At 70.7% G+C, this 26,379-nt stretch carries 25 protein-coding genes; 11 read left to right on the top strand and 14 right to left on the bottom strand.

Annotated features, from left to right (window positions below; translation table 11 throughout):
* Together ACYQ77_RS38395 and ACYQ77_RS38400 are read left to right on the top strand one after the other, a co-directional pair.
* Positions 1-855, top strand: coding sequence for an ABC transporter ATP-binding protein (locus ACYQ77_RS38395; protein WP_459720975.1), 855 nt, complete (start codon positions 1-3; stop codon positions 853-855).
* Positions 852-2,006 (top strand): ABC transporter permease, encoded by a 1,155-nt coding sequence (locus ACYQ77_RS38400; protein WP_459720977.1) that lies wholly within the window; start codon positions 852-854, stop codon positions 2,004-2,006. The genes ACYQ77_RS38395 and ACYQ77_RS38400 overlap by 4 nt, the downstream gene beginning before the upstream one ends.
* A gap of 557 nt (positions 2,007-2,563) precedes the next feature.
* Here ACYQ77_RS38400 and ACYQ77_RS38405 read toward each other — a convergent pair.
* Both ACYQ77_RS38405 and ACYQ77_RS38410 read right to left on the bottom strand, forming a co-directional pair.
* Positions 2,564-3,877 carry a citrate synthase gene (locus ACYQ77_RS38405; RefSeq protein WP_459720979.1) on the bottom strand — a complete coding sequence of 438 codons (1,314 nt, stop codon included), beginning with the start codon at positions 3,875-3,877 and terminating at the stop codon, positions 2,564-2,566.
* Positions 3,878-3,968: 91 nt separating this feature from the next.
* Entirely contained in the window at positions 3,969-4,907 is a 939-nt protein-coding gene (locus tag ACYQ77_RS38410; protein WP_459720981.1) for a carbohydrate kinase family protein, read from the bottom strand.
* 83 nt (positions 4,908-4,990) lie between these two features.
* Between ACYQ77_RS38410 and ACYQ77_RS38415 the strand changes: the two genes are divergently transcribed.
* Positions 4,991-6,136 carry an acyl-CoA dehydrogenase family protein gene (locus tag ACYQ77_RS38415; protein ID WP_459720984.1) on the top strand — a complete coding sequence of 382 codons (1,146 nt, stop codon included), beginning with the start codon at positions 4,991-4,993 and terminating at the stop codon, positions 6,134-6,136.
* A gap of 136 nt (positions 6,137-6,272) precedes the next feature.
* On the opposite strand, the gene ACYQ77_RS38420 is transcribed toward ACYQ77_RS38415, so the two are convergent.
* The 6 genes from ACYQ77_RS38420 to ACYQ77_RS38445 form a co-directional block, all read right to left on the bottom strand.
* On the bottom strand, positions 6,273-7,490 hold the full coding sequence (locus tag ACYQ77_RS38420; RefSeq protein WP_459720985.1) for an amidohydrolase: 1,218 nt from the start codon (positions 7,488-7,490) through the stop codon (positions 6,273-6,275).
* 11 nt (positions 7,491-7,501) lie between these two features.
* Positions 7,502-8,401 carry an aldose 1-epimerase family protein gene (locus ACYQ77_RS38425; RefSeq protein ID WP_459720988.1) on the bottom strand — a complete coding sequence of 300 codons (900 nt, stop codon included), beginning with the start codon at positions 8,399-8,401 and terminating at the stop codon, positions 7,502-7,504.
* 17 nt (positions 8,402-8,418) lie between these two features.
* Positions 8,419-9,840 (bottom strand): APC family permease, encoded by a 1,422-nt coding sequence (locus ACYQ77_RS38430; RefSeq protein WP_459720991.1) that lies wholly within the window; start codon positions 9,838-9,840, stop codon positions 8,419-8,421.
* A gap of 49 nt (positions 9,841-9,889) precedes the next feature.
* Positions 9,890-11,143, bottom strand: coding sequence for an MFS transporter (locus ACYQ77_RS38435; protein ID WP_459720993.1), 1,254 nt, complete (start codon positions 11,141-11,143; stop codon positions 9,890-9,892).
* A 119-nt stretch (positions 11,144-11,262) separates the two neighbouring features.
* Positions 11,263-11,937: a pyridoxamine 5'-phosphate oxidase gene (gene pdxH / locus ACYQ77_RS38440; protein ID WP_459720996.1), complete on the bottom strand. Its 675-nt coding sequence runs from the start codon at positions 11,935-11,937 to the stop codon at positions 11,263-11,265.
* Between the two features lie 129 nt (positions 11,938-12,066).
* A complete protein-coding gene (locus ACYQ77_RS38445) occupies positions 12,067-12,708 on the bottom strand; it encodes a TetR/AcrR family transcriptional regulator (protein WP_459720999.1) in 642 nt (213 codons plus the stop codon).
* Positions 12,709-12,944: 236 nt separating this feature from the next.
* Here ACYQ77_RS38445 and ACYQ77_RS38450 point away from each other — a divergent pair, with 236 nt between their 5' ends.
* Entirely contained in the window at positions 12,945-13,526 is a 582-nt protein-coding gene (locus ACYQ77_RS38450) for a Uma2 family endonuclease (RefSeq protein WP_459721002.1), read from the top strand.
* Positions 13,527-13,553: 27 nt separating this feature from the next.
* Here the strand turns inward: ACYQ77_RS38450 and ACYQ77_RS38455 are convergent, their stop codons facing one another.
* The 6 genes from ACYQ77_RS38455 to ACYQ77_RS38480 are packed head-to-tail and all read right to left on the bottom strand — an operon-like array spanning position 13,554 to position 17,923.
* Entirely contained in the window at positions 13,554-14,237 is a 684-nt protein-coding gene (locus tag ACYQ77_RS38455) for an urease accessory protein UreD (protein ID WP_459721005.1), read from the bottom strand.
* On the bottom strand, positions 14,234-14,920 hold the full coding sequence (gene ureG, locus ACYQ77_RS38460; protein WP_459721008.1) for an urease accessory protein UreG: 687 nt from the start codon (positions 14,918-14,920) through the stop codon (positions 14,234-14,236). Before ureG ends, ACYQ77_RS38455 begins: the two co-directional genes overlap by 4 nt.
* Positions 14,910-15,617, bottom strand: coding sequence for an urease accessory protein UreF (locus tag ACYQ77_RS38465; protein WP_459721011.1), 708 nt, complete (start codon positions 15,615-15,617; stop codon positions 14,910-14,912). The genes ureG and ACYQ77_RS38465 overlap by 11 nt, the downstream gene beginning before the upstream one ends.
* On the bottom strand, positions 15,617-17,326 hold the full coding sequence (locus tag ACYQ77_RS38470) for an urease subunit alpha (protein WP_459721014.1): 1,710 nt from the start codon (positions 17,324-17,326) through the stop codon (positions 15,617-15,619). The genes ACYQ77_RS38465 and ACYQ77_RS38470 overlap by 1 nt, the downstream gene beginning before the upstream one ends.
* A complete protein-coding gene (locus tag ACYQ77_RS38475) occupies positions 17,323-17,607 on the bottom strand; it encodes an urease subunit beta (protein WP_459721017.1) in 285 nt (94 codons plus the stop codon). The genes ACYQ77_RS38470 and ACYQ77_RS38475 overlap by 4 nt, the downstream gene beginning before the upstream one ends.
* Positions 17,594-17,923: an urease subunit gamma gene (locus ACYQ77_RS38480; protein WP_459721020.1), complete on the bottom strand. Its 330-nt coding sequence runs from the start codon at positions 17,921-17,923 to the stop codon at positions 17,594-17,596. The genes ACYQ77_RS38475 and ACYQ77_RS38480 overlap by 14 nt, the downstream gene beginning before the upstream one ends.
* A gap of 234 nt (positions 17,924-18,157) precedes the next feature.
* Between ACYQ77_RS38480 and ACYQ77_RS38485 the strand changes: the two genes are divergently transcribed.
* From ACYQ77_RS38485 to ACYQ77_RS38515, 7 genes are all read left to right on the top strand, one after another.
* Positions 18,158-19,312, top strand: coding sequence for a citrate synthase 2 (locus tag ACYQ77_RS38485; RefSeq protein ID WP_459721022.1), 1,155 nt, complete (start codon positions 18,158-18,160; stop codon positions 19,310-19,312).
* An 806-nt stretch (positions 19,313-20,118) separates the two neighbouring features.
* Positions 20,119-20,952 carry an ABC transporter ATP-binding protein gene (locus tag ACYQ77_RS38490; RefSeq protein ID WP_459721025.1) on the top strand — a complete coding sequence of 278 codons (834 nt, stop codon included), beginning with the start codon at positions 20,119-20,121 and terminating at the stop codon, positions 20,950-20,952.
* Positions 20,949-21,758, top strand: coding sequence for an ABC transporter permease (locus ACYQ77_RS38495; protein ID WP_459721027.1), 810 nt, complete (start codon positions 20,949-20,951; stop codon positions 21,756-21,758). Before ACYQ77_RS38490 ends, ACYQ77_RS38495 begins: the two co-directional genes overlap by 4 nt.
* Before the next feature lie 14 nt (positions 21,759-21,772).
* Entirely contained in the window at positions 21,773-22,915 is a 1,143-nt protein-coding gene (locus tag ACYQ77_RS38500; protein WP_459721030.1) for a sensor histidine kinase, read from the top strand.
* Positions 22,912-23,532, top strand: coding sequence for a response regulator (locus ACYQ77_RS38505; RefSeq protein ID WP_459721033.1), 621 nt, complete (start codon positions 22,912-22,914; stop codon positions 23,530-23,532). Before ACYQ77_RS38500 ends, ACYQ77_RS38505 begins: the two co-directional genes overlap by 4 nt.
* A gap of 81 nt (positions 23,533-23,613) precedes the next feature.
* Positions 23,614-24,972: a serine hydrolase domain-containing protein gene (locus tag ACYQ77_RS38510; protein ID WP_459721036.1), complete on the top strand. Its 1,359-nt coding sequence runs from the start codon at positions 23,614-23,616 to the stop codon at positions 24,970-24,972.
* A 188-nt stretch (positions 24,973-25,160) separates the two neighbouring features.
* Positions 25,161-26,333 carry a Cys-Gln thioester bond-forming surface protein gene (locus tag ACYQ77_RS38515; protein WP_459721039.1) on the top strand — a complete coding sequence of 391 codons (1,173 nt, stop codon included), beginning with the start codon at positions 25,161-25,163 and terminating at the stop codon, positions 26,331-26,333.
* Positions 26,334-26,379 lie beyond the last annotated feature (46 nt).

Below are 26,379 nucleotides of genomic sequence, written 5' to 3' on the forward strand. Positions count from 1 at the left end.
GTGCTGGAGCTGGACCGGGTCACCAGGCGCTCCGGCGAGCGGGTGACCTGCCAGGACGTCACGTTCACCGTTCGGCACGGCGAGGTCGTGGGTCTGGCCGGGGCCGGGGCGACCACCGTGCTGCGGCTCGCCGCGGGCCTGCTCCGGCCGGACGCCGGCGAGGTCCGCAGGAGCGGCGACCGCGTCGGCTACCTGCCCGCCGCGGGTGGCCTGTACCCGCGGATGCGGGTGCTCGACCAGCTCGTCTACGTGGCCCGGCTGCACGGTGCGGACATCTACGAGGCGCTGCGGGACGCCGAGCTGTGGGCGGCCCGCTTCGGGCTGCGGGACCGCAGAGGCGACCGCGTCCGGCAGCTCGACCCGGTCGAACGCGCCCGGCTGCGGTTCGCGGCCGTGCTCACCCCCCACCCGGACCTGCTGGTGCTCGACGACCCGTACGCGGGCCTCGACCAGGCCACCGCGGACCTGCTCACCTCGGTGCTCAGGGAGCGGGCGGCGGGCGGCGCGACCGTGCTGGTGGCCTGCGACGACCCCGAGGTGGCGGCGCGGCTGTGCGACCGCGCCCTCGTGCTCCACAATGGACGCGTGGTGGCGGAGGGCGCGGTCGGCGAGCTCCTGGCGTCGGCGCGGCAGGAGCTGCTGGTGGACGTGCCGTCGGCGCGCGCCGACTGGGCCGCCGCCCTGCCCGGCGTCACCGTGCTCGCGGTCCACAACGGACTGTTCCGGCTCGCGCTCGCCCCCGGCACCGACGACCAGGCGGTGCTCGCCGCGGCGCTCGCGACCGGCCCAGTGCACGGCTTCACCCGGATCCGGCCCCGGCTGGCGGAGCTGTTCGACGTGGTGACCGCCGGATGAGCGCAGCCAGGACCGTGTCGCTGGTGGCACGCCGGGAACTCGCCGCACGGCTGCGCACCAGGTCGTTCGTGCTCGCCACCGTGCTGTCGGCGCTGGTGCTGGCCGGCTTCGTGCTGACGCAGAGCACCGTGTTCGACGACCGGCACCGCGAGACCATCGGGCTGAACGGCCAGGCGATCGCCGTGTCGTCGCAGCTCGTGGAGGAAGCGCGGCTGGCGGGACGTGACGTGCGCACCGTGGAGGTGACCGACCTCGCCGACGGCCGCGCGCGGGTGGCGGACGGCGGGCTCGACGCGCTGGTCAGCGGCGCCCCGGCGGCGTTGACCGTGCTCGTGTCCACGGGCCTGGACGACGAGTTGCGCGGGGTGCTCAACGGGCTGGTGCGCCAGCAGGTGCTGCGTGGGCAGCTGGCGGCCCTGGAGGACCCGACCGACCTGGACGTCGACAAGCTGCTGGAGACGGTCGCCGAGGCGCACGTGACCGTGCGGGTGCTGTCGGCGCCCGAGCCGCACCGGGGCGAACGGCACGCGGTCGCGTTGGTGGTGGTCGCGTTGCTGTACCTGGGGTTCCTGCTGTACGGGTCGCTGGTGGCGCAGGGGGTCGTGGCGGAGAAGTTCGGCGGGGTGGCGGAGTTCCTGCTGCCGGTGGTGCGGCCTGCCCAGCAGCTGGGCGGCAAGGTCGCCGGGCTGGGGCTCGTCGGGTTGGTGCAGCTGGTCGTCGTCGGCGTCGTCGGACTCGTGGTGGCCGTCGCGTCGGAGGTGCTGGATTCCGCCGGAATCGCCGTGGCGGCGTTCGCGTGGGGGCTCGTTTGGTACGTGCTCGGGTTTTTGTTGTACGCCACGGTATTCGCGGTGGTCGGGGTGCGGGTTTCCCGGCAGGAGGACGTGCAGGCCGCTTTGACGCCGGTGACTGTTGTTTTGCTGGTGGCTTTCGTGTTCGGGTTCGCGTTGTTGTCGCGTGATCCGTCCGGGGTGCTGACGGTGGTGTTGTCGTTGGTGCCGCCGTTGTCGCCGCTGATCATGCCGGGGCGGTTGGCGCTCGGGGCGGTGCCTTTTTGGCAGGTTCTGTTGTCGGTCGTGCTCACCGTTGTGGTGATCGCCGTTCTGGTGCGCTTGTCGGCCCGGTTGTACCGGAAGGCTTTGCTGCCCTGACGGGGTTGTCCACAGGTGGTCCGGTTATCCACAGGTGGGCCTTGTGGCCCGGGTGTTGTCGGTGGGTACCGGTAGACTGGACAGCGGGGTGCCCCCGGGAGTGGTGGGGGCTGCCCGTACGTACTGGGTGGGGCGTTTTCGCAGGTCAGCGCCGTTGTGGCGGTTCGTGTTCCCGGGTTTGGTGGTGTGCCTTGCGCGGGGTTCCCTCCGGGGGGTCCTCGCCGGACGGGCTGGTCTCCGGGATGGCAGCGGGTTGGGCACGGGGTTGGTTTGGCAAGGACTGGTGTCCGTTGTCTGCCTGCCATCCCGTCGACCTCCCGGAGGGCTATCACACCGCGTCAAGGGGGCCCGGCAGCTTTGGGCATGTGGGCGCGTCGTGCTTCGGGCTCCCTTGACACGGCGTGATCGGGCTTCGCCAGGTCGACGGGATGGCAGGCAGCAGTCTCTTGGTGGTGAGCTGCGCTCGGCTTGGCGGGCTGGTGCGTCTGATGCATTGAAGGGCCCCTTCGGAACGGGTTCGTTCCGAAGGGGCCCTTCAATGTGTTTGTGCGCTGTGTCTAGCGGCCCGACATCGGGACGTAGTCGCGTTCCGTGTGTCCGGTGTAGACCTGGCGTGGGCGGCCGATCTTCGTGGCCGGGTCGTTCATCATCTCGCGCCAGTGGGCGATCCAGCCCGGCAGGCGGCCCAGCGCGAAGAGCACCGTGAAGAACTTCGTCGGGAAGCCCATCGCGCGGTAGATGAGACCGGTGTAGAAGTCTACGTTCGGGTACAGCTTGCGCTCGACGAAGTACTCGTCCGCGAGCGCGTGCTCCTCCAGCTGCTTCGCGAGGTCGAGGAGGCTGTCGTCGCCGCCGAGGCGGGTCAGGATGTCGTCGGCGGTCTTCTTGATGATCGCGGCGCGCGGGTCGTAGTTCTTGTAGACCCGGTGGCCGAAGCCCATCAGCTTGACGCCCTGCTCCTTGTTCTTCACCCGCTTGACGAAGTCACCGACGTCACCGCCGTCGTCGCGGATGCGCTCCAGCATCTCCAGCACCGCGCTGTTCGCGCCGCCGTGGAGCGGGCCGAACAGGGCGTTGATGCCCGCCGAGATGCTCGCGAACAGGTTCGCCTCCGACGAGCCGACCAACCGGACGGTCGAGGTCGAGCAGTTCTGCTCGTGGTCGGCGTGCAGGATGAACAGCAGGTCCAGCGCACGGGCCAGGTCGGGGTCGACCTCGTACGGCTCGGCCGGGAAGCCGAACGTCATGCGCAGGAAGTTCTCCACCAGCCCCAGCGAGTTGTCCGGGTACAGGAACGGCTGGCCGACGCTCTTCTTGTACGCGTAGGCCGCGATCGTGGGCAGCTTCGCCAGGAGCCTGATGGTGGAGATCTCCACGTGGTTCTGGTCGAACGGCCACAGGCTGTCCTGGTAGAACGTGGACAGTGCCGACACCGCCGACGACAGCACCGGCATCGGGTGCGCGTCGCGCGGGAAGCCGTCGAAGAAGCGCTTCAGGTCCTCGTGCAGCAGCGTGTGGCGGCTGATCTTCGAGGTGAACTCGTCCAGCTGGGCCTGCGTCGGCAGCTCACCGTAGATGAGCAGGTAGCTGACCTCGATGAAGGTCGACTTCTCGGCCAGCTGCTCGATCGGGTAACCGCGGTACCGCAGGATGCCCGCGTCGCCGTCGATGTAGCAGATCTCAGACGAGCACGACGCGGTGTTGACGAACCCGGGGTCGAGCGTGACGAGCCCGGTCGTCGACAGCAGTTTGCTGACGTTGATCCCGTCCGACCCCTCGGAGGCGCGCGCGACTGTCATCTCGTACTCGCCGCCCGGATAGCGCAGGGCGACGGGTTCCGCCGCGCCGTTGTCTTTCTGCCCGTCAGGCATGCGTGTCCCTCTCAACAAAATCGTCTTGTGTTCTTAACGCTAGTGCGCCCAGCGCCGGTGGGTAAGGCCGAACGGTGTGGGACACCGCACTTTACGGCTGAACGGCCAGCTCAGCAGCGTAAGGCGGTTCCGCACCGGCCCGGGAAACCGTGATCGACGCGGCTCTCGCGGCGAACGTGAGTGCGTCACGCCACGCTTCCGAGTCCACCGTTCGAAGTGTTTCCGGAGTGGTTATGCCGTTGTTGTGCAGCCATGACAACAACGCTCCGTGCACGGTGTCACCCGCACCGATGGTGTCGACCACGGTCGCGGGCTCGGTGGGCACCTCGACCTCGACGCCGGCGGCCGTGTGCACGGCGATCCCGTCCGCGCCCCTGGTCAGGACCACCGCGGCCGGACCGCGGCCCAGCCACTCGGCCACGGCCTTGCCCGCGTCGCCGTCGGCCAGCCACTCCGCGTCCTCGATGGACAGTTTCAGCAGGCCGGTGTCCGGTAGCCACGACGCGAACCGCGCCCGGTGGGCAGTGGCGTCCGTCACCATCGCGGGCCGGATGTTCGGGTCGACGACCGTGAGCCCCCCGCGCCCGCTGTGGTCGCGCAGCAGCTGTTCGTAGCGGCTCGCGCCCGGCTCGAGGAGCAGCGAGAGTGTGCCCAAGGACACGATCTCGACCTCGGGCGGCAGCGGGCCGGGGTGAGCGACCTCACGGTCGGCCGTGCCCTCGACGTGGAAGGAGTAGCGCGCCGACCCGTCGGCCGCGATGCCGGCGACCGCCAGCGTCGTCGGCTCCGGTCCTCGTTGGACCATCCGAGTGTCCACACCGGACAGTTCGAGGCGGCGGAGTAGCGCGTCCCCGAAGGAATCCGTCGACAGCCGCGACAGGAACCGGACGGGCGCGCCGAGCCGCCCGGCCGTGATCGCGACGTTGTACGGCCCGCCGCCGGGCAGCGGCAGGAGCGGGCCGAGTTCGCCGGGCACCGTCCCGGGCGCGGGCACGAGGTCGACGAGGGCCTCGCCACCGACAACGATCATGACTTTTTCCTCACCTACGCGACAGTAGGACGTCATACTGTTTTACGGCCTCGTTCAACGCATGGACCTGCGGAGGAGACGGCATGCCGGCCGAGCGACTGCTCCCCACCCGGGAAGCGGAAGACCTCATCAAGCTGACCAGGGAGATCGCCAGGGACGAACTGGCACCCCGGGCGTCGGAGTACGAGGAGGAGGGGCGGTTCCCGAGGGAACAGTTCCGGCTCCTCGGGCGCAGCGGGCTGCTCGGTCTGCCGTACCCGGAGCAGTGGGGCGGCGGTGGCCTGTCGTACGAGGTGTACCTGCAGGTCCTCGAGGAGATCGCGACCGCGTGGATGTCGGTCGGCGTCGGCCTGTCCGTCCACGTGATGTCGTGCTTCGCGCTGGCCGAGTACGGCACGGACACCCAGCGCGCGGAGTGGCTCCCGGCCATGCTGGGCGGCGAGCTGCTGGGTGCGTACGCGCTGTCGGAGCCGCAGGCGGGCTCGGACGCGGCGGCGCTGTCGTGTCGCGCGGTGCTCACGGGTGACAAGTATGTGGTCAACGGCGTGAAGGCGTGGATAACACACGGTGGCCAGGCCGACTTCTACACGACGATGGTCCGCACGTCCCCCGATGGTGGCCGCGGCATCTCGTGCCTGCTGGTCCCGGCGGACACCGCGGGCCTGACGGCGGCCCCGCCGGAGCGCAAGATGGGCCTGACCGGCTCCCCGACCACGCAGATGATCTTCGAAGGCGCCGAGGTGCCCGCGTCGCGCCTGCTCGGCGCCGAGGGGGCGGGGCTGCGGATCGCGCTGTCGTCGCTGAACTCGGGCAGGCTGGGCATCGCGGCGTGCGCGGTCGGACTGGCGCAGGCGGCACTGGACGAGGCGGTGACGTACGCGCAGGGCCGCTCGCAGTTCGGCAAGCCGATCATCGCGTTCCAGGGCCTGGAGTTCCTGCTGGCCGACATGGCGGCCGCGGTCGAGTCGGCCAGGGCGACGTACCTGGAGGCCGCCCGCCGCCGCGACCGGGGCCTGCCGTTCAAGCGCCAGGCGTCGATCGCGAAGCTGGTCGCCACGGACGCGGCGATGAAGGTCACGACGGACGCCGTCCAGGTCCTCGGTGGCGCGGGCTACACCCGCGACTTCCCCGTGGAGCGCTACATGCGCGAGGCGAAGGTCCCCCAGATCTTCGAGGGCACGAACCAGATCCAGCGCATGGTCATAGCCCGCGAACTCCGCAAGTCCTGACCCCGCGAGTCCCGCTCTCGAACATCGCGAGTCACGCTCTCGTGCACACCGAGTTGCCGGTTTCGTGCATGTCCCCGGCCGGGGCATGTGCACGAAACCGGCAACTCGCTATGCCTGAGAGCGTGACTCGCGAGGTTCAGCGTTGGTCTTCGTAGTACGGGGAGGCGGTCACGCCGCGGTTGGCGGACTCGTCGAAGTGGTAGACCGAGCGGCCGTTGACGAAGACGCGGACCGCGCGGCTCATCACGTCCAGGGGGTCGCCGGACCACAGGACGATGTCCGCGTCCAGGCCGGGCTTGAGCGCGCCCACGCGGTCGTCGAGCGACATGATCCGGGCCGGGTTGACCGTGATCGAGCGCAGCGCCGTCTCCGAGTCGAGGCCCTCCTTCACGGCGAAGGTGGCCTGGTGGACGAGGAAGTCGATCGGCACCACCGGGTGGTCGGTGGTCAGCGCGATCGCCACGCCCGCCCGGGCGAGGATGCCCGGGTTGCGCAGCGACCGGTTGCGCACCTCCACCTTCGACCGGCCCACGATCAGCGGGCCGATGATCACCGGGATCCCCTTCTCCGCCAACAGGTCCGCGATCAGGTGGCCCTCGGTGCCGTGGTTGACGATCAGCTTGTAGCCGAACTCCTCCGACAGCCGGATGGCCGTGGCGATGTCGTCGGCGCGGTGGCTGTGCTGGCACCACGGCAGCTCGCCCTCGAGCACGCGGACCAGGATCTCCGACGTGTTGTCCCGCTCGAACGGCTTGCCCTCCCGGATCGCCCACTCGCGGGCCTCCCGGTAGTCCTGGGCCTTCGTGAACGCGTCGCGGATCACCGCGGCGACCCCGAGCCGGGTCGACGGCAGCTTGTCCTTGTCGCCGTAGACGCGCTTCGGGTTCTCCCCCAGCGCGCTCTTCACGCTGACCGGCTGGCGGACCAGCATGTCGTCGGCCGTGCGGCCCCACGACTTGACCGCCACCGTCTGCCCGCCGATGGGGTTGCCGGACCCCGGCTTCACGACGACGGTCGTGACCCCGCCCGCGAGCGCGTCGCGGAAGCCCTCGTCCGCCGGGTTGATGCCGTCGAGCGCACGCAGCCGGGCGCCGTTCGGGTCGGTCATCTCGTTGACGTCGACACCGGCCCAGCCGTCGCCCTCCTCGTAGACGCCGACGTGGCCGTGCGCCTCGACGAAGCCGGGCAGGACCCAGGTGCCGGACGCGTCGACGATCTCCGCGTCGTCCGGCACGTCCACGTCGGCCTGCGCCCCTACGGCGACGATCACACCCTCGTCCACCAGCACCGTGCCGCCCTCGATGGGCTCACCGTCGACCGGGACGACATATCCACCAGTAATCGCGATGCTCACGGGATCTCAACCTACGCGCCCAGGGGCCTGATGCCCCAGCGCCCCGTCCACGACTCGTCAGCGGACAGCCACAGCAGGTCGACGCCGGTGTTGAGCGCGTTCGGCGGGCACGTCATCGGCTCGATCGCCACCGCACGCGCGCCCTTGCCGGGGAACTCGCCGGGCGTGAACACCTGCACCCAGCCGAACGCGGGCTCGGCCCACACCTCGACGCCGCCGCGGTCGTGTTTCACCGAGTGGTGCACCAGTCCGTCGTCACCCGGCTTGCAGCCGCCGAACGCGGTGTCCAGCTCCACGTCCCGCAGCGGCCTGCCCGTGCTGAAGTCGTAGTCCGTGCCGGTGACGTCGATCGGGTCGCCGTTGGGGATCATCGTGTCGATGTCGACGGGCAGCACGGTGCGCGCGGCCAGGGTCAGCACGCAGTCGTCGACGTCGATGTCGCCCGGCCGCGGGTACGGGTGCGTGCCGACGCCGAACGGCATGTCCCGCTCACCGCGGTTCTCGACGTGGTGGGTCACGGTGAGCCCGTCGTCGGTCAGCTCGTAGGAGATGCCGGTGCGAAAGGGGAACGGCCATCCCGGCGCCCCGTCGACCGCCACCCGCAACGTCACCGACGCCGTCGTGTGCTCGACCACGGTCCACGGCGCGCGCCGCACCAGGCCGTGGATCGCGTTGCCGCGCGCGGCTTCCGTCGCCTCGAGGTGGTGTGTCTCGCCGCCGCGGGTCCACGTCGCGCCGGCCACCCGGTTGGGCCACGGCACCAGCACCGCGCCCGCACCCATCGGTGGTTCGTCGTCATAGGTCTCGACGTAGGGCACGCCGCCCACCTCGAACGCGCGCAGCCCCGCGCCCGCGGCCGTGACGACCGCCCGCGCGGGGCCGTGCGTGATCTCCAGCTGCTCTCCTGTCATGCCAGGAGAGCCTACGGTCAGTCCTTGAGCGCCTGCGGGTCGAACTCCTTCACCACGTCCTGCTCGCCGCGCGACCGCAGCACCAGCCAGTTGACCAGCCACAGCACGACGCCGAGCGCGATCAGCCCGAGCCCGATGTAGTAGTCGCGGGCGGTCTTGCCGGACAGCCCGGGCAGCACCAGGTAGAGGCACAGGACGGCCGCGAGCACGGGCGCGAACGTCGGCGCGCGGAAGTGCTTGTGGGACACGGGGTCCTTGCGCAGCACGAGCACGGCGATGTTGACCACGGTGAACACGCACAGCAGCAGCAACGCCGTGGTGCCGCCGAGCGCGCTGACGCCGTCGGTGCCCGCGAAGATCAGCAGCAGGACGGCGATGCCGCTGGTGACGATGATCGACACCCACGGCGTGCGGCGGAACGGGTGCACGGTGCCGAACACGCGCGGCAGGATCCGCTCGTTCGCCATGCCGTAGAGCAGGCGGCTCGCCATCAGCATGTTGATCAGGGCGGAGTTGATGACCGCGAACACGCCGATCCACTCGAAGACCCACCTCGGGAAGCCGGGCGCGCCGACGTCGATCACCTTGAGCAGCGCGCCGGACTCGGCGGCCTCCAGCTCACCGGCGGTGAGCAGCAGCGACGACGTGATCGCGACCAGCACGTAGATCACCGCGGCGGTGGCGAGACCGCCGAGCAGCGCCTTCGGGAAGACCCGCGGCGGGTCCTGGCACTCCTCGGCCATGTTGACCGAGTCCTCGAAGCCCACCATCGCGAAGAACGCGAGCGAGGTGGCCGCGGTGATGGCGAGCAGCCAGCTCGTGTCCGAGGTGTTGATCTCCAGCAGCCTGCCCGGTTCGCCGTCGCCCCTGCCGACCGCGAACAGGCCGACGCAGATGATGATCGCGAGGCCGGACAGCTCGATGAGCGTGAGCACGACGTTCGCCTTCACCGAGTGCGCGACGCCGATGAAGTTCACCACCGCGAGCAGCCCGATGAAGATCACCGCGACGACGATCTTCGTCGTGTCGGAGACCTCGAAGTCGAACGCGGCGGGCAGGTAGGTGCCGCCGAACGCCATCGCGGCGGCCGACGCGGACGTGATGCCCGAGCACATCACCGCGAACGCGACGAGGAAGGTCACGAACGGTTTCTTGAACGCCTTGTTCGTGTAGAGGGCGGCGCCCGCGGCCTTCGGGTACTTCCCGACCAGCTCCAGGTAGGAGAACGCGGTCAGGAACGCCACGACGAAGGCCAGCAGGAACGGCAGCCACAGCGCACCGCCGACCTTGCCGGCGACGGTGCCGGTCAGGGCGTAGATGCCCGTGCCGAGGATGTCGCCGATCACGAAGAAGTACAGGAGCTTCGAGCCCATGACCCGCTTGAGCGTCGACTGCTCCTCGGACGCAGCTGTGTTCTCGGTCACCATGACCGTGAGCATGCCGGATCTCGTCCGCTTCGACCAGATCAGGACGTTACTTGTTCACCAACTATCCGGTGGCGGCCCGGTAACGCCAGAACGCGGGGAGGCACGCCACCGCGATCACGGTCAGGACGATCACCAGCACGCCGCCGCCCGTCGCGGCCACCGCGGTGCCGACGCCGGCGGCCGCCCAGCCGTGCGCGAGGTCGGCGATCCGCGGCCCGCCCGCGACGACGACCGTGAACACGCCCTGCATGCGGCCACGCATCTCGTCGGTCGCGGCGGTCTGCAGGATGGCGCTGCGGTAGACCATGCTGACCATGTCGGCGGCCCCGGCGACGACCATGCACGTGACCGCGAGCCACAGCTGTCCGGCCAGGCCGAACCCGATGATCGCGAGCCCCCACACGACGACCGCGACGGTCACGCCGACGCCGTGCCGGGAGACGGTCGACAGCCACCCGGAGAACAGGCCGAAGATCAGCGCGCCGATCGGGATGGACGCGTAGAGCAGGCCGAGCGCGAGCCCGCCGCCGTGCGGGTCGCCGAAGGTGCGCTCGGCCATCTCGGGGAAGAGCGCCCGCGGCATGCCCGCGACCATGGCGATGATGTCCAGCAGGAAACTTGCCAACAGGACGTTCTTCGCGGCGACGTAGCGGAACCCGTCGACGATGTCACTGATCCCGGCCCGTCGCTTGACCCCGTCGAGCGGCGCCATCGTCGGCAGCCCGGACACGATCAGGGTGGCGGCGACCAGGACGACCGCGTCGACCAGGTAGAGCACGGGCAGCCCGGTGAGCGGCATCAGCGCGCCGGCCAGCAGCGGCCCGAACACCATGCCGAACGAGCCGACGGTGGCGGTGAGCGCGGTCGCCGGCGCGATCAGGTCGGGCGTCACCAGCCGGGCGACGGCCGCGGTGCGGGTGGGCATGTTGATCGCGACGAACGCCTGCTGGACCGCGAGGAGGCTCAGCACGAGCCACACGTTCGCGCCGACGACCGCCTGCACCCAGAAGGCGACGGAGGTGGCGGCGACGCCGACGTTGGTCACGAGGATGACCGTGCGCCGGTCGAACGCGTCCGCGAGCGCGCCGCCCCACAGCCCGAAGATCAGCAGCGGGACCAGTCCGAACGCGCCCGCGAGGCCGACGAAACCGGACGAGCCGGTCAGGTCGTAGATCTGCTTGGGCACCGCGACGACGGTGAACTGCGATCCGATGGAGACGATCGCCGTGGAGACCCAGAGCCGCCGGTACGCGGGTATGCGCAACGGCCTCGTGTCGATGGCGACCCTGGACCGTCTGGCTGTTGCTACCCCCACGCCGCAGAGCTTAGGCCCGCTAACGACCTCACCGCGCGTGAGTTTCGCGACGCCCGAATGCGACGAAAGGCGCGTTCCCGGCGTTGAGTGCCGCGAACGCGCCTTTCACATCAGGTCGGTCAGGGGCCGACGCGCTCAACGATCCAGCCGTCTCGGGTCAGCTTGAAGCGGAGGCGGTCGTGCATGCGGTCGCGGCGGCCCTGCCAGAACTCGACGACCTCGGGGCGGATGCGCCAGCCACCCCAGTGCGGGGGTACCGGCACCTCCTCGGCGTCGGCGAAACGGCGCTCGACGTTGGCGAGCGCGTTCTCCAGCGTGTGGCGGTCGCGGACCACGATGGACTGCGGCGACGCCCAGGCGCCGAGCTGCGAGCCGCGGGGCCGCGACGCCCAGTAGGTCTTGGTCTCGGCCTGGCTGACCTTCTCGACCGTGCCGCGGACGGTGGCCTGGCGGTGCAGCGAGTACCAGGGGAACGTCGCCGAGGCGAACCGTGTCGCCATCAGGTCGTGGCTCTTGGCGGAGGTGTAGTTGGTGAAGAAGACGACCCCGCGCTCGTCGAGGCCCTTCATGAGCACGGTCCGTGACGACGGGATGCCCTCGGCGTTCGCGGTCGCGAGGACCATGGCGTTGGGTTCGGGGGCGCCGGCCCTGATGGCGTCGTCCAGCCACGCCTGGAGCTGCTGGTGCCAGTGCTCGGCCAGCTCACCCTCGCTCAGGGTGCCCTCTTCGTAAGACACGCGCATCGTCGGCAGGGCGACGGCGATGTCGGGCGTGGCAATGTCGGCGTCCGCCATCCTTGAACTCCTCGACGCGTAGGGGTCACCTCACGTTTCGAAGGTACGGGTTCCCGACCGGCGGCGAAACCACACGGCGGGTGACGACGCGCACTTGAATCGATCTCGAAACACGCCGTTCGCGCGAAGCTACGCCGGACGGGTGATGGCGGCGATGAAGATCTCCCTGATCTCGGTGGCCACGGCGTCCGCGGGCAGGGGTGGCTCGTGGGTCTGCCACTCGCGGACCAGGCCGGTGACGGCGCCGACCAGCGCGATCGCGGTCAGCCGGTAGTCGCGCACCGGCGCGAGCCCGGCGGCCGCCGCCCGGTCACACTCCGATGCGATGAAGTCGACGTAGCGTTTGAACCAGTCCTGGTGCTGCCGTTCCATCGCTTGACTGATTCCCGGCGCTTCGACGTAGTTCAGTCGAGGATAACGGGGGTCGGATGTGACAGCCGAGACGAATGCGTCCACCAATGTCGTGATTCGGGTGAGCGCGTCCGCGTCGGCGACCGAATCCAGTACCGGAAGCATGCGCTTCATGGCGATCGTGTTGATGTGCGCGTGCAGTTCCAGGAGCAGCGCTTCCTTGCTCGCGAACTTCTCGTAGAAATTCCTGGTGGAAACGCCGGCCTTCGCGCACAGATCGGCGATCTTCGTCTTGTGATAACCGCGGGTGGTGAACTCGTCGAGTGCCGCTTCGAGGAGCCGTTCCCGGCGTTCCGCGCGTCGCTGCTCGGTATCCACTCCGCGGTACATCCGGCCGTGCGCTCCCGCGCCCTGAGCCATCGAACCTCTCCTCGGCCCTTGTCCAAACAGGTCCAGATTCTGAAATCGGTAATTACCAGTGTGCCTGTTTCTCCCGGAGTGGCTCTCCGAGACGAACCGTTTTACACCCAACGGGTTCAACGGTCGCGAGGGGTGCCAGTGACGCGATCAAGCGCGGTCGCGTGAATACGCGCCCGGATGATTCCTCCGATCTCGGGCAACCCCCGTGAGCAGCGACGATGCTCTACGATGACCACATGAGCGTGCAGCCGTGGCCCGATCACCTCCTGACCCTGGAGGAGTGGGACGCGTTACCCGAGGACACCTCGCGTCATTACGAACTGGCCGAAGGAGTTCTCGTCGTGGCCCCGCGGCCCGCACCCCACCACCAGCGAGCCGCCGGCAATCTCATGGTCGACCTCAACCGGCAGCTTCCCCCGACCCTCGCCGCGACCCAGGACGTCGAGGTCGTCGTCGAGTCGTCCTTCCCCGCGACCGTCCGGGCACCGGACGTGCTCGTCGTGAGCGAGAGCCTCTTCCGGCGCAACCCGCCCCGTGTCGACGCGGCCGAGGTCCTGCTGGCGGTCGAGATCATCTCGCCGGGCACGCGGAGGACGGACCGGGTCCTGAAGGCCGCCGAGTACGCGGCCGCGGGCATCCCGCACTACTGGGTCATCGACCTGACCGAGCCCGCGAGCATCACCACGTGCACGCTCGTCGGCGCCGAGTACGAGGTGACCGAGAAGGCGACCGGACCCGTCACCCTCTCCGAGCCCGCCACGATCGCCGTCGACGTCAGCAGGCTCATCGAGCGGGATTACGCGACCCGCGCGCTCTGAAGGATCGGGGCGGACTCGCGGCGGGAACTACCGGTTCGCGCCGAGGAGCGCGGCGGCACCGAGTCGGCGTGCCGCCGTGACCGCGTCGTCGGCCAGTGACGTGGTGAGGGTGCCGCCCGCGGCCAGGCGCGTCCTGGACCACCACGGGCCGCTCGCCGTGTCCCGTTCGTCGTGTGTGGACAGTTCGGTGGCCATGACCCGGTTGCCCAGCAGGACTTCCGGGGTGACGTGGAGTGTCTGCCGCAGCACCGGGTACCCGCAGCGGGTCAGGTCCGTGGTCGTCGTCAGCTCGCCGGGGCGCTCGCCGTCGCGGCCGAGCACGACGGTCTCCCGCGTGTGCAGGTGCGCGTCCGGTCCCAGCTCGGCGACGAACACCGACGTGTGCCGGGCCCGCCGGGTGATCACCGTGGGTTCGGGCAGGTAGGCGAGCCGCGCGCCCTCGGCGAGCACCACCCGGACCGTGGTCCGGCTGGGTTCGCCGTGCGGGCCGGGCAGTGCGACGGTCGCGGCGATGCCCGCGAGCGTGAGGCACGCGTGCGGCCCGAGCCTCACCGTGAGCGTGAGGTCGTCGCCGCCGAGCGGGCTCGCCGCGGAGTTGACGAGGTGCACCACCGGCCGGCCGCGGACCGGGACGAGGGTGAGCGGGGACGCCGAGCGGAGCGTGCGGACGACGCCGCCGCGCTCGACCTCCAGCAGTGCTTCCGCCTTCACACCAGCTGTTTCCGCACCCAGTCGGCCACCTCGGGGGCGTCCGGGGTGGCCACGAGTGACTGCCGGACCACGGGCAGGCCGCCGCGCACCCGGTCCGCGTCCCCGGACATGACGTCGAGGTCGGCGCCGACGAGCGGCGCGAGGTCGGTCTTGTTGATGACGAGCAGGTCGGCGGTGGTGACCCCGGGCCCGCCCTTGCGCGGCACCTTGTCACCCCCGGCGACGTCGACGACGAAGACCTGCCGGTCGACGAGCCCGCGGCTGAACACGGCCGTCAGGTTGTCCCCGCCGCTCTCGATGATCACCAGCTGGAGGCCGGGGAACCGCTCGGTGAGCGTGTCGACGGCGTCGAGGTTGGCGGTGATGTCGTCGCGGATCGCGGTGTGCGGGCAGCAGCCGGTCTGGACGGCCTCGATGCGTGCCGGGTCGAGCACCCCCGCGCGGCGGAGGAAGTCGGCGTCCTCGGTGGTGTAGATGTCGTTGGTGACGACGGCCAGCTCCAGCTCCTGGCCGAGCGCCCGGCACAGCGCGGCGACGAGCGCGGTCTTGCCGCTGCCGACAGGCCCGCCGATCCCGATCCGCAACGGCCGGTCACCCGCGGGCGCCAGCGCCGGGTGCGGGTCGGGCTCGGCGGCGGTGGGGTCGAAGTTGACCGGGTGCTCGTGGTCGTGGTCAGCTCGCAAAGAGACGCACCTCTTCTCGGTGGTGGCGGTCGTGTTCCTCGGCAAGGACGTCCAGCCCGGGCGAGCCGGGAGCGGGCAGGTCGGCAGGCGCACGAACCTCCGCGGCGACGGCCGCGACCTCGGCGATCTCCGGCCCCAGCGCGGCGACGACCGCGTTGACCCGCAGCGGGTCGAGGCCGAGCAGCCGGACACTCGCACTGGCGGGCCCGGTGACGGCGAGGTAGGCGGCGGCCAGGGCGGCGTCCTCGGGCACCCCGACGAGCGCGCCGAGCAGGATGGCGTGGTGGGGCCGCGGCACCGCGGCGAGCAGTTCGGCTCCCGCACTCACCGGCAGGTCAGCGTCCGAACCCACCGACGACACCGCCATCCCCGGGTCAGCGCCCAGCGAGAGCATTGCCTTCGCGGCGCGTGCTGTGGCGCGTCCCTGCGCGCGCGATGCCGCCCGCTGCGCCGCCGACGGTGTGCGCGCGTCCAGCTCCGCGTCCAGCACCAGCCAGTCCACGCCCGGCCGCGCTGCCGCCGCCGCGAACGCCGCCGCCAGCGCACCCGCCGTCCGCAAACGATTGCGCAGGAACCCCGGCAGGTCGGCTTCCGTGCGCACCAAGCCCCGCGACGCGGCCTCCTCCAGCCCGCCCGAGTGCACGTGCCCACCGCCCGGGAACCGGGAGTCGGCCAGCAGCAGCGCGGTGACGTTCATCAGACCAGGAAGTACCGCTGCGCCATCGGCAGCTCCTCGACCGGCGCCGGCTCGATCAGCTCGCCGTTGACGTGCACGGCGAACGTGTCCGGGTCGACCCGGACGTCCGGCAGGTCCGCGTTGTTGACCATGTCCGCCTTCGTGATCGCCCGCGGGTTCGACAGCGCCGCCAGCGGGGTCGCCGTGCCCAGGTCGAGCCCGACCGCGGACGGGGCGACGAAGTGCAGGCTCGACGCCGACGCCACCCTCGGCGCCGCCCCGTACATCGGCCGGGCCAGCACCGGCTGCGGTGTCGGGATCGACGCGTTCGCGTCGCCCATCGCCGCCCACGCGATGAACCCGCCCTTCAGCACCAGCGACGGCTTGACCCCGAAGAACTTCGGCTCCCACAGCACCAGGTCCGCGAGCTTGCCGACCTCGACCGAGCCGATCTCGTGCGCCATGCCGTGCGCGATCGCCGGGTTGATCGTGTACTTGGCGACATATCTACGGGCCCGCACGCTGTCGGCGGCACCGTCCCCGGGCAGCGCGCCGCGGCGGCGCTTCATCACGTGCGCGGTCTGCCACGTCCGGATCACCACCTCGCCGATCCGGCCCATCGCCTGCGAGTCCGACCCGATCATCGAGATCGCGCCGAGGTCGTGCAGCACGTCCTCGGCGGCGATCGTCGTGGGGCGGATTCTGCTCTCCGCGAACGCGAGGTCCTCGGGCACCGACGGGTTCAGGTGGTGGCACACCATCAGCATGTCGAGGTGCTCGTCGATGGTGTTCACGGTGTGCGGGCGGGTCGGGTTCGTCGACGACGGCAGGATGTTCGGCAGCCCGACGACCGTGATGATGTCCGGCGCGTGCCCGCCGCCCGCGCCCTCGGTGTGGTAGGCGTTGATGGAGCGGCCCGCGATCGCGTCCACAGTGGACTCCACGAACCCGCTCTCGTTCAGCGTGTCGGTGTGGATCGCCACCTGCACCCCGGTCTCGTCCGCGATCCGCAGGCACGCGTCGATCGCGGCGGGGGTCGTGCCCCAGTCCTCGTGCAGCTTGAACCCGCCCGCGCCCGCGGCGACCTGTTCCCGCAACCCGTCGAGCGAGACCGTGTTCCCCTTGCCCAGCAGGAGAACGTTCACCGGCTGGCCGTCCATCGCCTGCAGCATGCGCGCGAGGTTCCACGCGCCGGGCGTCACGGTCGTCGCCTTGCTGCCCTCCGCGGGCCCGGTGCCGCCGCCGATCAACGTGGTCAGCCCCGACGCCAGCGCGGTTTCCGTCAGCTGCGGGCAGATGAAGTGGACGTGGCAGTCGACCCCGCCCGCGGTCAGGATCTTCCCGTCGCCGCCGATGACCTCTGTGGACGGTCCGATCACGAGCGCCGGGTCGACACCGTCCATCGTGTCGGGGTTGCCCGCCTTGCCGATGCCGACGATCCGCCCGTCCCGCACGCCGACGTCGGCCTTGACCACACCCCAGTGGTCGAGGACCACGACACCGGTGATCACCAGGTCGGGTGCGCCGTCGGCACGCGTGGCGAGCGACTGTCCCATCGACTCGCGGATGACCTTGCCACCGCCGAAGATCACCTCGTCGCTGGCACCACTCGGCCCCATGGCCCGGTCCTCGGTCACCTCGATGAGCAAGTCGGTGTCCGCCAAGCGGATCCGGTCCCCGACGGTCGGCCCCAGCAGCGACGCGTACCGCGCCCGGTCGACGTGGGTCATCGCAACCCCGGCACGACACGGCGGCCAGCCAACGGCACCAGCGACACCTCGCGTTCGACGCCGGGTTCGAACCGGACGGACGTCCCGGCGGGGATGTCGAGCCGGTGCCCCTCGGCGGCGGCGCGGTCGAACGACAGCGCGGGGTTGGTGGCCGCGAAGTGGTAGTGCGAACCGACCTGCACGGGCCGGTCGCCGGTGTTGCGGACGACGAGCGTCACGCGTGGCCGCCCCGGGTTCAGCTCGACCGGCTCGGCGGCCGGGAGGATCTCACCTGGAATCACGGACCGGCTCCTCCAACGCGATCGGGCTGTGGACGGTCACGAGCTTGGTGCCGTCCGGGAACGTGGCCTCCACCTGGACCGAGTCGATCATCTCGGGCACGCCCGGCATGACCTGCGCTCGCGTCAGCACCGAACGCCCGCTCGCCATCAGCTCGGCGACCGACCGCCCGTCCCGCGCGCCCTCGATCACGTGTTCGGTGATCAGCGCGACGGACTCGGGGTGGTTCAGCAGCACACCGCGCGCGAGCCTGCGGCGGGCGACGTCGGCGGCGAAGAGAACCAGCAGCTTGTCGCGTTCCTGCGGGGTCAGGTGCATGGAAGGTGTCTACCACCGGATGCCGCCGTGTTCCGTCCTGGAAACGCACGCGTTACGCGCTGGAGACGCCGCGGTTCTGAATCGTTCTCCTTAATCGTGACCGAAACCACCGGTCGGGACAATTGCCACGGCGGTAGAAATAGGAGGAACCTTGGTTGACCGCGCGGTGCCACGACGGGTGTGCGCAGACCGCGCGAGGTAGGTCGGGGACTGGCGGAGAGGCTGGATATAACGATGCACAGCGCGGTGCGGCAGGTCGAGGACACTCCCGCGAAGGCGGAGCCGGACGACGGTTTCCGCCCGGGGTTGGAGGGCGTCGTCGCCTTCCGCACGGAGATCGCCGAACCCGACCGGGACGGCGGCGCGTTGCGTTACCGGGGCGTGAACATCGAGGACCTGGCGGGCAAGGTCACCTTCGGCGACGTGTGGGCGCTGCTGGTCGACGGTCGTTTCGGCCAGGGCCTCCCGCCCGCGGAGCCGTTCCCGATCCCGGTGCACACCGGTGACGTGCGGGTGGACGTGCAGGCCGCGCTCGCGATGCTCGCCCCGATCTGGGACTACAAGCCGCTGCTGGACATCAGCGACGCGGAGGCCCGCGAGCAGCTGGCGCGCGCGTCGGTGATGGCGCTGTCGTACGTGGCGCAGTCGGCCCGCGGCATCGGCCGCCCGGCGGTGCCGCAGAAGCGCATCGACGAGTGCGCCACGATCACCGAGCGCTTCATGACCCGCTGGCGCGGCGAGCCCGATCCCGCGCACGTACGCGCGGTCGACGCGTACTGGGTGTCGGCGGCCGAGCACGGCCTGAACGCGTCGACCTTCACCGCCCGCGTGATCGCGTCCACGGGCGCGGACGTCGCGGCCGCCATGTCCGGCGCGATCGGCGCCATGTCGGGCCCCCTCCACGGCGGCGCCCCGGCCCGCGTCCTCCCGATGATCGAGGAGGTCGAGAACGTCGGCGACGCCCGCAAGGTGGTGTCGAACATCCTCGACCGCGGCGACCGCCTGATGGGCTTCGGCCACCGCGTGTACCGCGCGGAGGACCCGCGCGCCCGCGTGCTGCGCCGCACGTGCCAGGAACTCGGCGCCGCGAGGTACGAGGTGGCGGCCGAGCTGGAGCAGGCAGCACTGGCGGAACTGCGCGAACGCCGCCCGGACCGCGCGATCGAGACCAACGTCGAGTTCTGGGCCGCGGTGATCCTCGACTTCGCGCAGGTGCCACCCCACATGATGCCGGCGATGTTCACCTGCGCCCGGACCGCGGGCTGGTGCGCGCACATCCTGGAGCAGAAGCAGACCGGCCGCCTGGTCCGCCCGTCCGCGAAGTACATCGGCCCCGGCCCACGCCGCCCGGACGAGGTCGAGGGCTGGGACACGGTCAACCACTACTGACCGCACCCAGGTGGGCGAGCCCACGACACCCCGGGGCTGCTGCCTGCCATCCCGGAGACCAGCCCGTCCGGCGAGGACCCCCCGGAGGGAAACCCACAACAAGGCCAACCACGAAGCCCGGGACCACAAACCGCTGACCTGCGAAAACCGAAAGAAGCCGCGGCCCCGGTACATACGGGCAGCCCCCACCACTCCCGGGGGCACCCAGGTGGGCGCGAGCCCACCACCGGACGGGCCCCACCACATGCACAGCCCGCACTGCGGGGGCACAAGCCCACCACACCACAGGGCTGCTGCCTGCCATCCCGTCGACCTGGCGAAGCCCGATCACACCGGGTCAAGGGGGCCCGAAACCCAAAACACCACGTACCAAAGCCGCCGGGCCCCCTTGACGCGGTGTGATAGCCCGTGGGAGGTCGACGGGATGGCAGGCAGACCACTCAACAGCAGTCCTTGCCAACCCAACCCCGTGCAAGACCCCCGCCATCCCGGAGACCAGCCCGTCCGGCGAGGACCCCCCGGAGGGAAACCCACAACAAGGCCAACCACAAAGCCCGGGACACAAGCAGCTGACCTGCGAAAACCGAAGAAAACCCCGACCCCAGTACATACGGGCAGCCCCCACCACTCCCGGGGGCACCCCGCTGTCCAGTCTACCGGTGACCACCGACAGAACCCGGGCCACAGCCGCGACCTGTGGACAACCAAGGCACCTGTGGACAACCCGACGTCCACCGATCGGTTGACAGGCGGAATCAGTCGCGCGGGCGTCCCGTGAGCGCGGCCCCGCGGGACACGATTCCCCCATGACCGCCATCAAGGTTCGGGGGTTGCGCAAGTCCTACCGCGGCGTCACCGCGGTGGACGGCGTCGACCTCGACATCAGGCAGGGTGAGGTGTTCGCCCTGCTCGGCCCCAACGGGGCAGGCAAGACCACCACGGTGGAGATCCTGGAGGGTCACCGCACCCGGGACGCGGGCGACGTCGACGTCCTCGGCGCCGACCCGGGCACGGCCGGCCGGGCCTGGCGCGCACGGCTGGGCATCGTCCTCCAGACGGCAAATGACGCCGCCGAACTGACCGTCCGCGAGAGCGTCCGCCACTTCGCCGGCTACTACCCCGACCCCGCGAACGTCGACGACGTGATCGAGCAGGTCGGGCTCGCCGCCAAGGCGGGCGCGCGGGTGAAGGCGCTCTCCGGCGGGCAGCGCCGCAGGCTGGACGTGGCGCTCGGCGTGATCGGGCGGCCGGAGCTGGTGTTCCTCGACGAGCCGACGACCGGGTTCGACCCGGAGGCGCGCCGCCAGTTCTGGGAGCTGATCAGGAACCTGGCGGACCGCGGCACCACGATCCTGCTCACCACCCACTACCTCGACGAGGCCGAGGCGCTCGCGCACCGCGTCGCCGTCATCGCGGGCGGGCGGATCGTCGCCGAGGGCACGCCCGCCACGCTCGGCGGCCGGTCGACCGCCAAGGCGACGGTCAGCTGGCTCGGCCCGGACGGGCGCGAGACCCGGCTGACCGACTCGCCGACCGCGCTGATCCGCGAGCTCTCCCACGGCGGCGAGCTGCCGGAGCTGACCGTGACCCGCCCCAGCCTGGAGGACACCTACCTGAGCCTGATCGGAGCACCGCGATGACCACCGCCGCCCTGCCGTCCACCGCGGGGCTCGGCCTCTCGAGGGGTGGGGTCGAGCTCAAGCAGTTCTTCCGGGCGAAGGAACAGGTGATCTTCACCTTCACCTTCCCGGCGTTCATCCTGGTGCTGCTCGGCTCGATCTTCGACGAGGCGTACCCGGGCGGCGTCACCGCGGGCCAGGTGTTCTCCGCGAGCATGATCGGCGCGGGCATCGTGGCCACGTCGTTCCTCAACCTTGGCATCGGCGTGGCGCTGAACCGCGACGACGGCACGCTGAAACGCCTGCGCGGCACGCCGATGCCCGCCGCCGCCTACTTCGTCGGCAAGGTCGTGCTGGTCGCGGTCGCGAGCCTCGCGGAGGTCGTGCTGCTGCTGGGCGTCGGCATGCTGATGTTCGACGTCGCGCTGCCGACGGAACCGGAGCGCTGGCTCACGTTCGTGTGGGTGTTCGTGCTCAGCATCGTCAGCTGTTCGTTGCTGGGCATCGCGATCAGTTCGGTCGCGAACTCGGCGCAGAGCGCGTCCGCGGTCACCAACCTGCCGTACGTCGGGCTGCAGTTCATGTCCGGTGTGTACATCCCGGTCAGCCAGCTGCCGGACTGGATGATCACCGTCGGCGCGCTCTTCCCGGTCAAGTGGGCGGCCCAGGGGTTCCGCTCGGTCTTCCTACCGGACAGCATGGTGGTTCAGGAGGCTGCTGGTTCATGGGAACTCGGGAAGACGGCGCTGGTGCTGGGCGTCTGGTGCGTGATCGGGCTGGTGCTGTGCCTGCTGACGTTCCGGTGGAGCAACAAGCGCGGGGGCTAGACGCGTGGGACCGCATGTTCTGGCTGTGGGACGTGTTCTTCGCGGTCGGCTCGGTCGCGCTGGTCGTGGCACTGCTCCAGCAGGACGGCGCCACGGCCACCGACAAGGCCGTCGCCGTCGGCGCGCTCGCCACCATGAGCGTCTGGTACGCGCGCTACGGCAGGCCGAACATCGTCGCGCCGGTCCAGTCCGCGGCGCGGGGCCGGATCTTCATGGGCGTCAACCTGGCACTGCTGGTGCTGGGCGTCGCGTTCGAGCCCGCGATGTCGTTCGCGTTGTTCGCGGTGTGCCCGATGGCGTTCATGTCGCTGTGCCTCGCCGAGGCCATCGCCTACGTCATCGGCGTCAACCTGGTGCCGGTCGCGGCGGTGCTGGCCGAGGACGGTGTCGACGCGGCCGTGCGCCAGCTGGTGCCCGGCACCCTGTTCCTGATGCTGTTCTCGGTGCTGATGGGCACGTGGATCGTGCGGGTCGTGACGCAGAGCCAGGAACGGGCCGAGCTGATCGAGGAGCTGGAGCAGAGCCGTGAGGAGATCGGCAGGCTCTCCCGGGAGGCGGGGGTCGCCGCGGAACGGGCCCGGCTCGCCGCCGAGATCCACGACACGCTCGCCCAGGGCTTCACGAGCCTGGTGACGCTGGTGCAGGCCGCGGAGTCCGAACTGGACAGCGACACGGAGAAGGCGCGCAAGCACCTCGCCCTCGCCGCCCGCACCGCGCGGGAGAACCTGACGGAGGCCAGGTCGCTCGTCGCCGGGCTGATGCCGAGCGCGCTCGGCACGGGTTCGGTCGACCAGGCCATCCGGCGGCAGTTCGAGCGGTTCGCCGAGGAGACCGGGATCTCGGTGACCTACCGGGCGTCCGGGGACAGCGCCGGGCTGCCGACCGTGCTGGAGGTGGTGCTGCTGCGGATGGTGCAGGAGTCGCTCACCAACGTCCGCAAGCACGCGAAGGCGCGGAACGTGACGGTTTCCTTGCGGGTGGACGAGGAGAGCGCGACGCTGCGGGTCGCCGACGACGGTGTCGGCTTCGACGCCGGCGTGCCGGTGGACGGTTTCGGCCTGCGCGGCATGCGGAACCGCGCGGCGCAGGTCGACGGTACCCTGGCGGTCCACAGTGGACCTGACGGTACGACGGTCGAACTGGAGGTGCCCCGGTGATCCGGGTGATGCTCGTGGACGACCACCCGGTGGTGCGCGAGGGGCTGCGCGGCATGCTGGAGGCCGAGCCGGACCTGGCGGTCGTCGCCGAGGCGGGTTCCGGCGAGGAGGCGGTCGCGGTCGCGCGGACCGTCGACGCGGACGTGATCCTGATGGACCTGCGGATGCGCGACCTCGACGGCGTCGGGGCGACGGCACGGATCCTCGCGGAACACCCGTCGACGAAGGTGGTCGTGCTCACGACGTACGAGACCGACGCCGACATCCTGCGCGCGGTGGAGGCGGGCGCGGCCGGGTACCTGCTGAAGGACGCGTCACGCGCGGACCTCGCGAACGCGATCCGCGCCGCGGCACGCGGAGAAACCGTGCTGGCACCGTCGGTAGCGGGCAGGCTGGTGAACCGCGTCCGCGGGCCGGTGCGGCAATCGTTGTCGGCACGGGAAGTCGAGGTGCTCCGGTTCGTCGCGAAAGGTCTGACGAATGCGGACATCGGGCGGTCGCTGCACATCTCCGAGGCGACCGTGAAAACCCACCTGCTGCGCGCCTTCGCGAAGCTGGAGGTGTCCGACCGGACCGCCGCCGTGACGACCGCCATGTCACTGGGCCTGCTCCCATGACCGGCGCCCGGCCGGCAGCGGCAAATGGTAACGGTCCCACACAGGCGCGATCGTGAGCTTTGTTCGGTAAGAATGCGAGCCATGCTGCAGACCACCGAGTTCGCACTGCTCCGACGTGTCGCCGCCGAACAGGCGGAGAACCGGGCACCGTCGCTCGTCGCCGCCGTGGTGCGGGGCGGCGAGGTGCTGTGGAGCGGTGCGCGCGGCGAGGTCGCCGGGGCCACGCCGACCACCGACACCCAGTACCGCATCGGCTCGATCACGAAGACGTTCATCGCGGTGCTGGTCATGCGGTTGCGGGACGAGGGCAGGCTCGACCTGAACGACGCGCTCGACAAGCACGTGACGGGGACGCCGTTCGGCCACCTGACGATCGCGCAGCTGCTGTCGCACACGGGTGGCCTCATGTCGGAGTCGCCGGGACCGTGGTGGGAGCGCAGCCTGGGCGGCGACTGGCCGACGTTGCTGGACCGGGTCGACGAGGACGTGATCAAGCACCGCGCCGGGGAACGGTTCCACTACTCCAACATCGGCTACGGCACGCTGGGCCAGCTGGTCGCGGAACTGCGCGGCATGTCCTGGGTGGACGCACTGAACACGGAGATCCTGGCGCCGCTGGAGATGGGCCGCACCACCCCGATGCCCGAGGCGCCGCACGCGCTGGGCTGGGCGGTGCACCCATTCGCGGACGTGCTGCTGCCGGAACCGACGCCGGACGCGGGCGCGATGGCCCCCGCGGGCCAGCTGTGGTCGACGGCGGCGGACCTGTCGCGCTGGCTGCGTTTCATCGCGGGCGACACCGGCACGGTGCTGCACCCCGACACGGTGGAGGAGATGCGCGCGCCCGCCGCGGTGGAGGACGGCGCCGCGTGGACGACGGGCTACGGCCTCGGCTTCCAGACGTGGCGGGACAACGGCCGCAGGCTCGCGGGCCACGGCGGTTCGATGCCGGGCTTCCTGGCGAGCGTGGTGGTGGACCCGGCGACGACGACCGGTGCGCTGGCACTGACGAACGCGACGGCCGGCGTCGGCGTGTCGGGGCTGACGACGGACCTGCTGAAGCTGGTGGACGACTACGAGCCCGCGCTGCCGGCGGAGTGGCGTCCGCTGCCGGAGGTGTCGCAGGAACTGCTGGCGCTGACGGGCCAGTGGTTCTGGGGCCCGGCGGCGTTCGTGCTGCGGTTGATGGCCGGCGGCTGGGTGGACCTGCGCCCGGCGTCGGGCAGCGGCCGCGGGTCGCGTTTCCGGCCTGCCGGGCAGGGCACGTGGATCGGCCTGGACGGTTACTACGCGGGGGAAACGCTGCGGCTGCACCACCACGAGGACGGTTCGGTGAGCCACCTCGACCTGGCGACGTTCATCTTCACCCGCACGCCCTACGACCCGAAGGCACCCATTCCCGGCGGCGTCGATGAGCGGGGCTGGCGTCCCGGCGACTGACCTCGCCCGGCGCGCCTCGAGCGGGCTTCGCTCCCGTCCGAACGGGGAGCCTCATCACGCGGGCCGCGCTCCGTCAAATCCGCGAAATCCCGCGTCCGGGCTTCCTTTTCGGACCCCGCATCAAGATCGTTGACTCGCCTTGTAGAGTGCCGCTGATCGTCTGTCGGGGATGGACTCATAGGAGTGTCATGCCCAACAGAACCGGGGCTGCCATCGTCGGGGCGGCTGCCCTGCTCTTCGCCACCGCGGCGCCCGCCGCCGCCGATCCGGTCACCGGCAAGGTCGACCCGGCGTCGCACGTCATCGGCTACCAGGTGAACGTCGGCGACGGCTGGCTCGCCACGATCCCCACGAACCTGCTCGGGTTCGAGCTCTCCGACGGCACGAAGCTCGGCATGTACTGCGTGGAGATCCACACGGACATCGACGAGAAGCACGACATGGTCGAGCGGCCCTGGGACGACTACCCGAACGCGGAGTCCCCGTTCAACACGAACCGGGCGAAGATCAACTGGGTGTTGCACCACGGGTATCCCGCGAAGAGCCTCGAGGCGCTGTCCACGCAGTTCCCCGACGCGCACGACGGCATCGACGCGCTCGAGGCCATCGCCGCGACGCAGGCCGCCGTGTGGCACTTCAGTGACGGTGTCGACCTCGACGAGGAGGACCCGCTGTCCGGCGACGGCTCCGACGCGGAGGACGCGGCCGACGCCTGGGCGCTCTACACGTACCTGATCGGCGACGACAACAAGGGCCTCGGCGAGCAGCCGACCCCGACCCTGTCCGTGAGCCCGGCGACGCTGTCCGGCACGGCGGGCGAGCGGATCGGCCCGTTCACCGTCACCACCTCCGGCACCATCGAGGCGCTGACGGCGAACCTGCCCGACGGCGTGAAGATCACCGACGCCGACGGCACCGAGCTGGCCGCCGCCACGGTCGCCGACGGCACGGAGCTGTACGTGGACGTCCCGGCGGGCGCGGCGGACGGCGCCGCCGACTTCGAGCTGACCGCCTCCGCCGCCGTCGACACCGGCAGGCTGTTCGTCGGCCGGAACTACGACGAGCACCCGACGCAGTCGCTGATCGTCGCGAAGGCCGAGAAGACCACGCTCACCGCGGGCGCCGGGGTCGAGTGGACGGCCGCCCCGACCACGCCGCCGACGTCGACCACCACCACGACGACGACCACGACGGTCCCGCCGGCCACGACGACGACCGAGAACACCCCGGCCCCGCAGCCGAAGAACGACGACCTCGCCGAGACCGGCGCGTCGATCTTCGCGCCGGTGCTGATCGGCCTGGTCCTGGTGGGCGCGGGCCTCGGCGCGGTGCTCGTCGTCCGCCGCCGCAAGAAGGCATGACGTGGTGCGCTGGTGGCTGGGGCCCCGTATCCCCCAGCCACCAGCG

The organism is Actinophytocola sp. KF-1 (genome assembly GCF_054661535.1).

Bases quoted from the DNA above. Each gene is read 5' to 3' on its own strand.
- ACYQ77_RS38400 (WP_459720977.1), top strand. From the start codon at position 852: ATGAGCGCAGCCAGGACCGTGTCGCTGGTGGCACGCCGGGAACTCGCC.
- ACYQ77_RS38405 (WP_459720979.1), bottom strand. From the start codon at position 3,877: ATGCCTGACGGGCAGAAAGACAACGGCGCGGCGGAACCCGTCGCCCTG.
- ACYQ77_RS38410 (WP_459720981.1), bottom strand. From the start codon at position 4,907: ATGATCGTTGTCGGTGGCGAGGCCCTCGTCGACCTCGTGCCCGCGCCC.
- ACYQ77_RS38415 (WP_459720984.1), top strand. From the start codon at position 4,991: ATGCCGGCCGAGCGACTGCTCCCCACCCGGGAAGCGGAAGACCTCATC.
- ACYQ77_RS38425 (WP_459720988.1), bottom strand. From the start codon at position 8,401: ATGACAGGAGAGCAGCTGGAGATCACGCACGGCCCCGCGCGGGCGGTC.
- ACYQ77_RS38430 (WP_459720991.1), bottom strand. From the start codon at position 9,840: ATGCTCACGGTCATGGTGACCGAGAACACAGCTGCGTCCGAGGAGCAG.
- pdxH (WP_459720996.1), bottom strand. From the start codon at position 11,937: ATGGCGGACGCCGACATTGCCACGCCCGACATCGCCGTCGCCCTGCCG.
- ACYQ77_RS38445 (WP_459720999.1), bottom strand. From the start codon at position 12,708: ATGGCTCAGGGCGCGGGAGCGCACGGCCGGATGTACCGCGGAGTGGAT.
- ACYQ77_RS38450 (WP_459721002.1), top strand. From the start codon at position 12,945: ATGAGCGTGCAGCCGTGGCCCGATCACCTCCTGACCCTGGAGGAGTGG.
- ACYQ77_RS38465 (WP_459721011.1), bottom strand. From the start codon at position 15,617: ATGAACGTCACCGCGCTGCTGCTGGCCGACTCCCGGTTCCCGGGCGGT.
- ACYQ77_RS38470 (WP_459721014.1), bottom strand. From the start codon at position 17,326: ATGACCCACGTCGACCGGGCGCGGTACGCGTCGCTGCTGGGGCCGACC.
- ACYQ77_RS38480 (WP_459721020.1), bottom strand. From the start codon at position 17,923: ATGCACCTGACCCCGCAGGAACGCGACAAGCTGCTGGTTCTCTTCGCC.
- ACYQ77_RS38485 (WP_459721022.1), top strand. From the start codon at position 18,158: ATGCACAGCGCGGTGCGGCAGGTCGAGGACACTCCCGCGAAGGCGGAG.
- ACYQ77_RS38490 (WP_459721025.1), top strand. From the start codon at position 20,119: ATGACCGCCATCAAGGTTCGGGGGTTGCGCAAGTCCTACCGCGGCGTC.
- ACYQ77_RS38495 (WP_459721027.1), top strand. From the start codon at position 20,949: ATGACCACCGCCGCCCTGCCGTCCACCGCGGGGCTCGGCCTCTCGAGG.
- ACYQ77_RS38500 (WP_459721030.1), top strand. From the start codon at position 21,773: ATGTTCTGGCTGTGGGACGTGTTCTTCGCGGTCGGCTCGGTCGCGCTG.
- ACYQ77_RS38510 (WP_459721036.1), top strand. From the start codon at position 23,614: ATGCTGCAGACCACCGAGTTCGCACTGCTCCGACGTGTCGCCGCCGAA.
- ACYQ77_RS38515 (WP_459721039.1), top strand. From the start codon at position 25,161: ATGCCCAACAGAACCGGGGCTGCCATCGTCGGGGCGGCTGCCCTGCTC.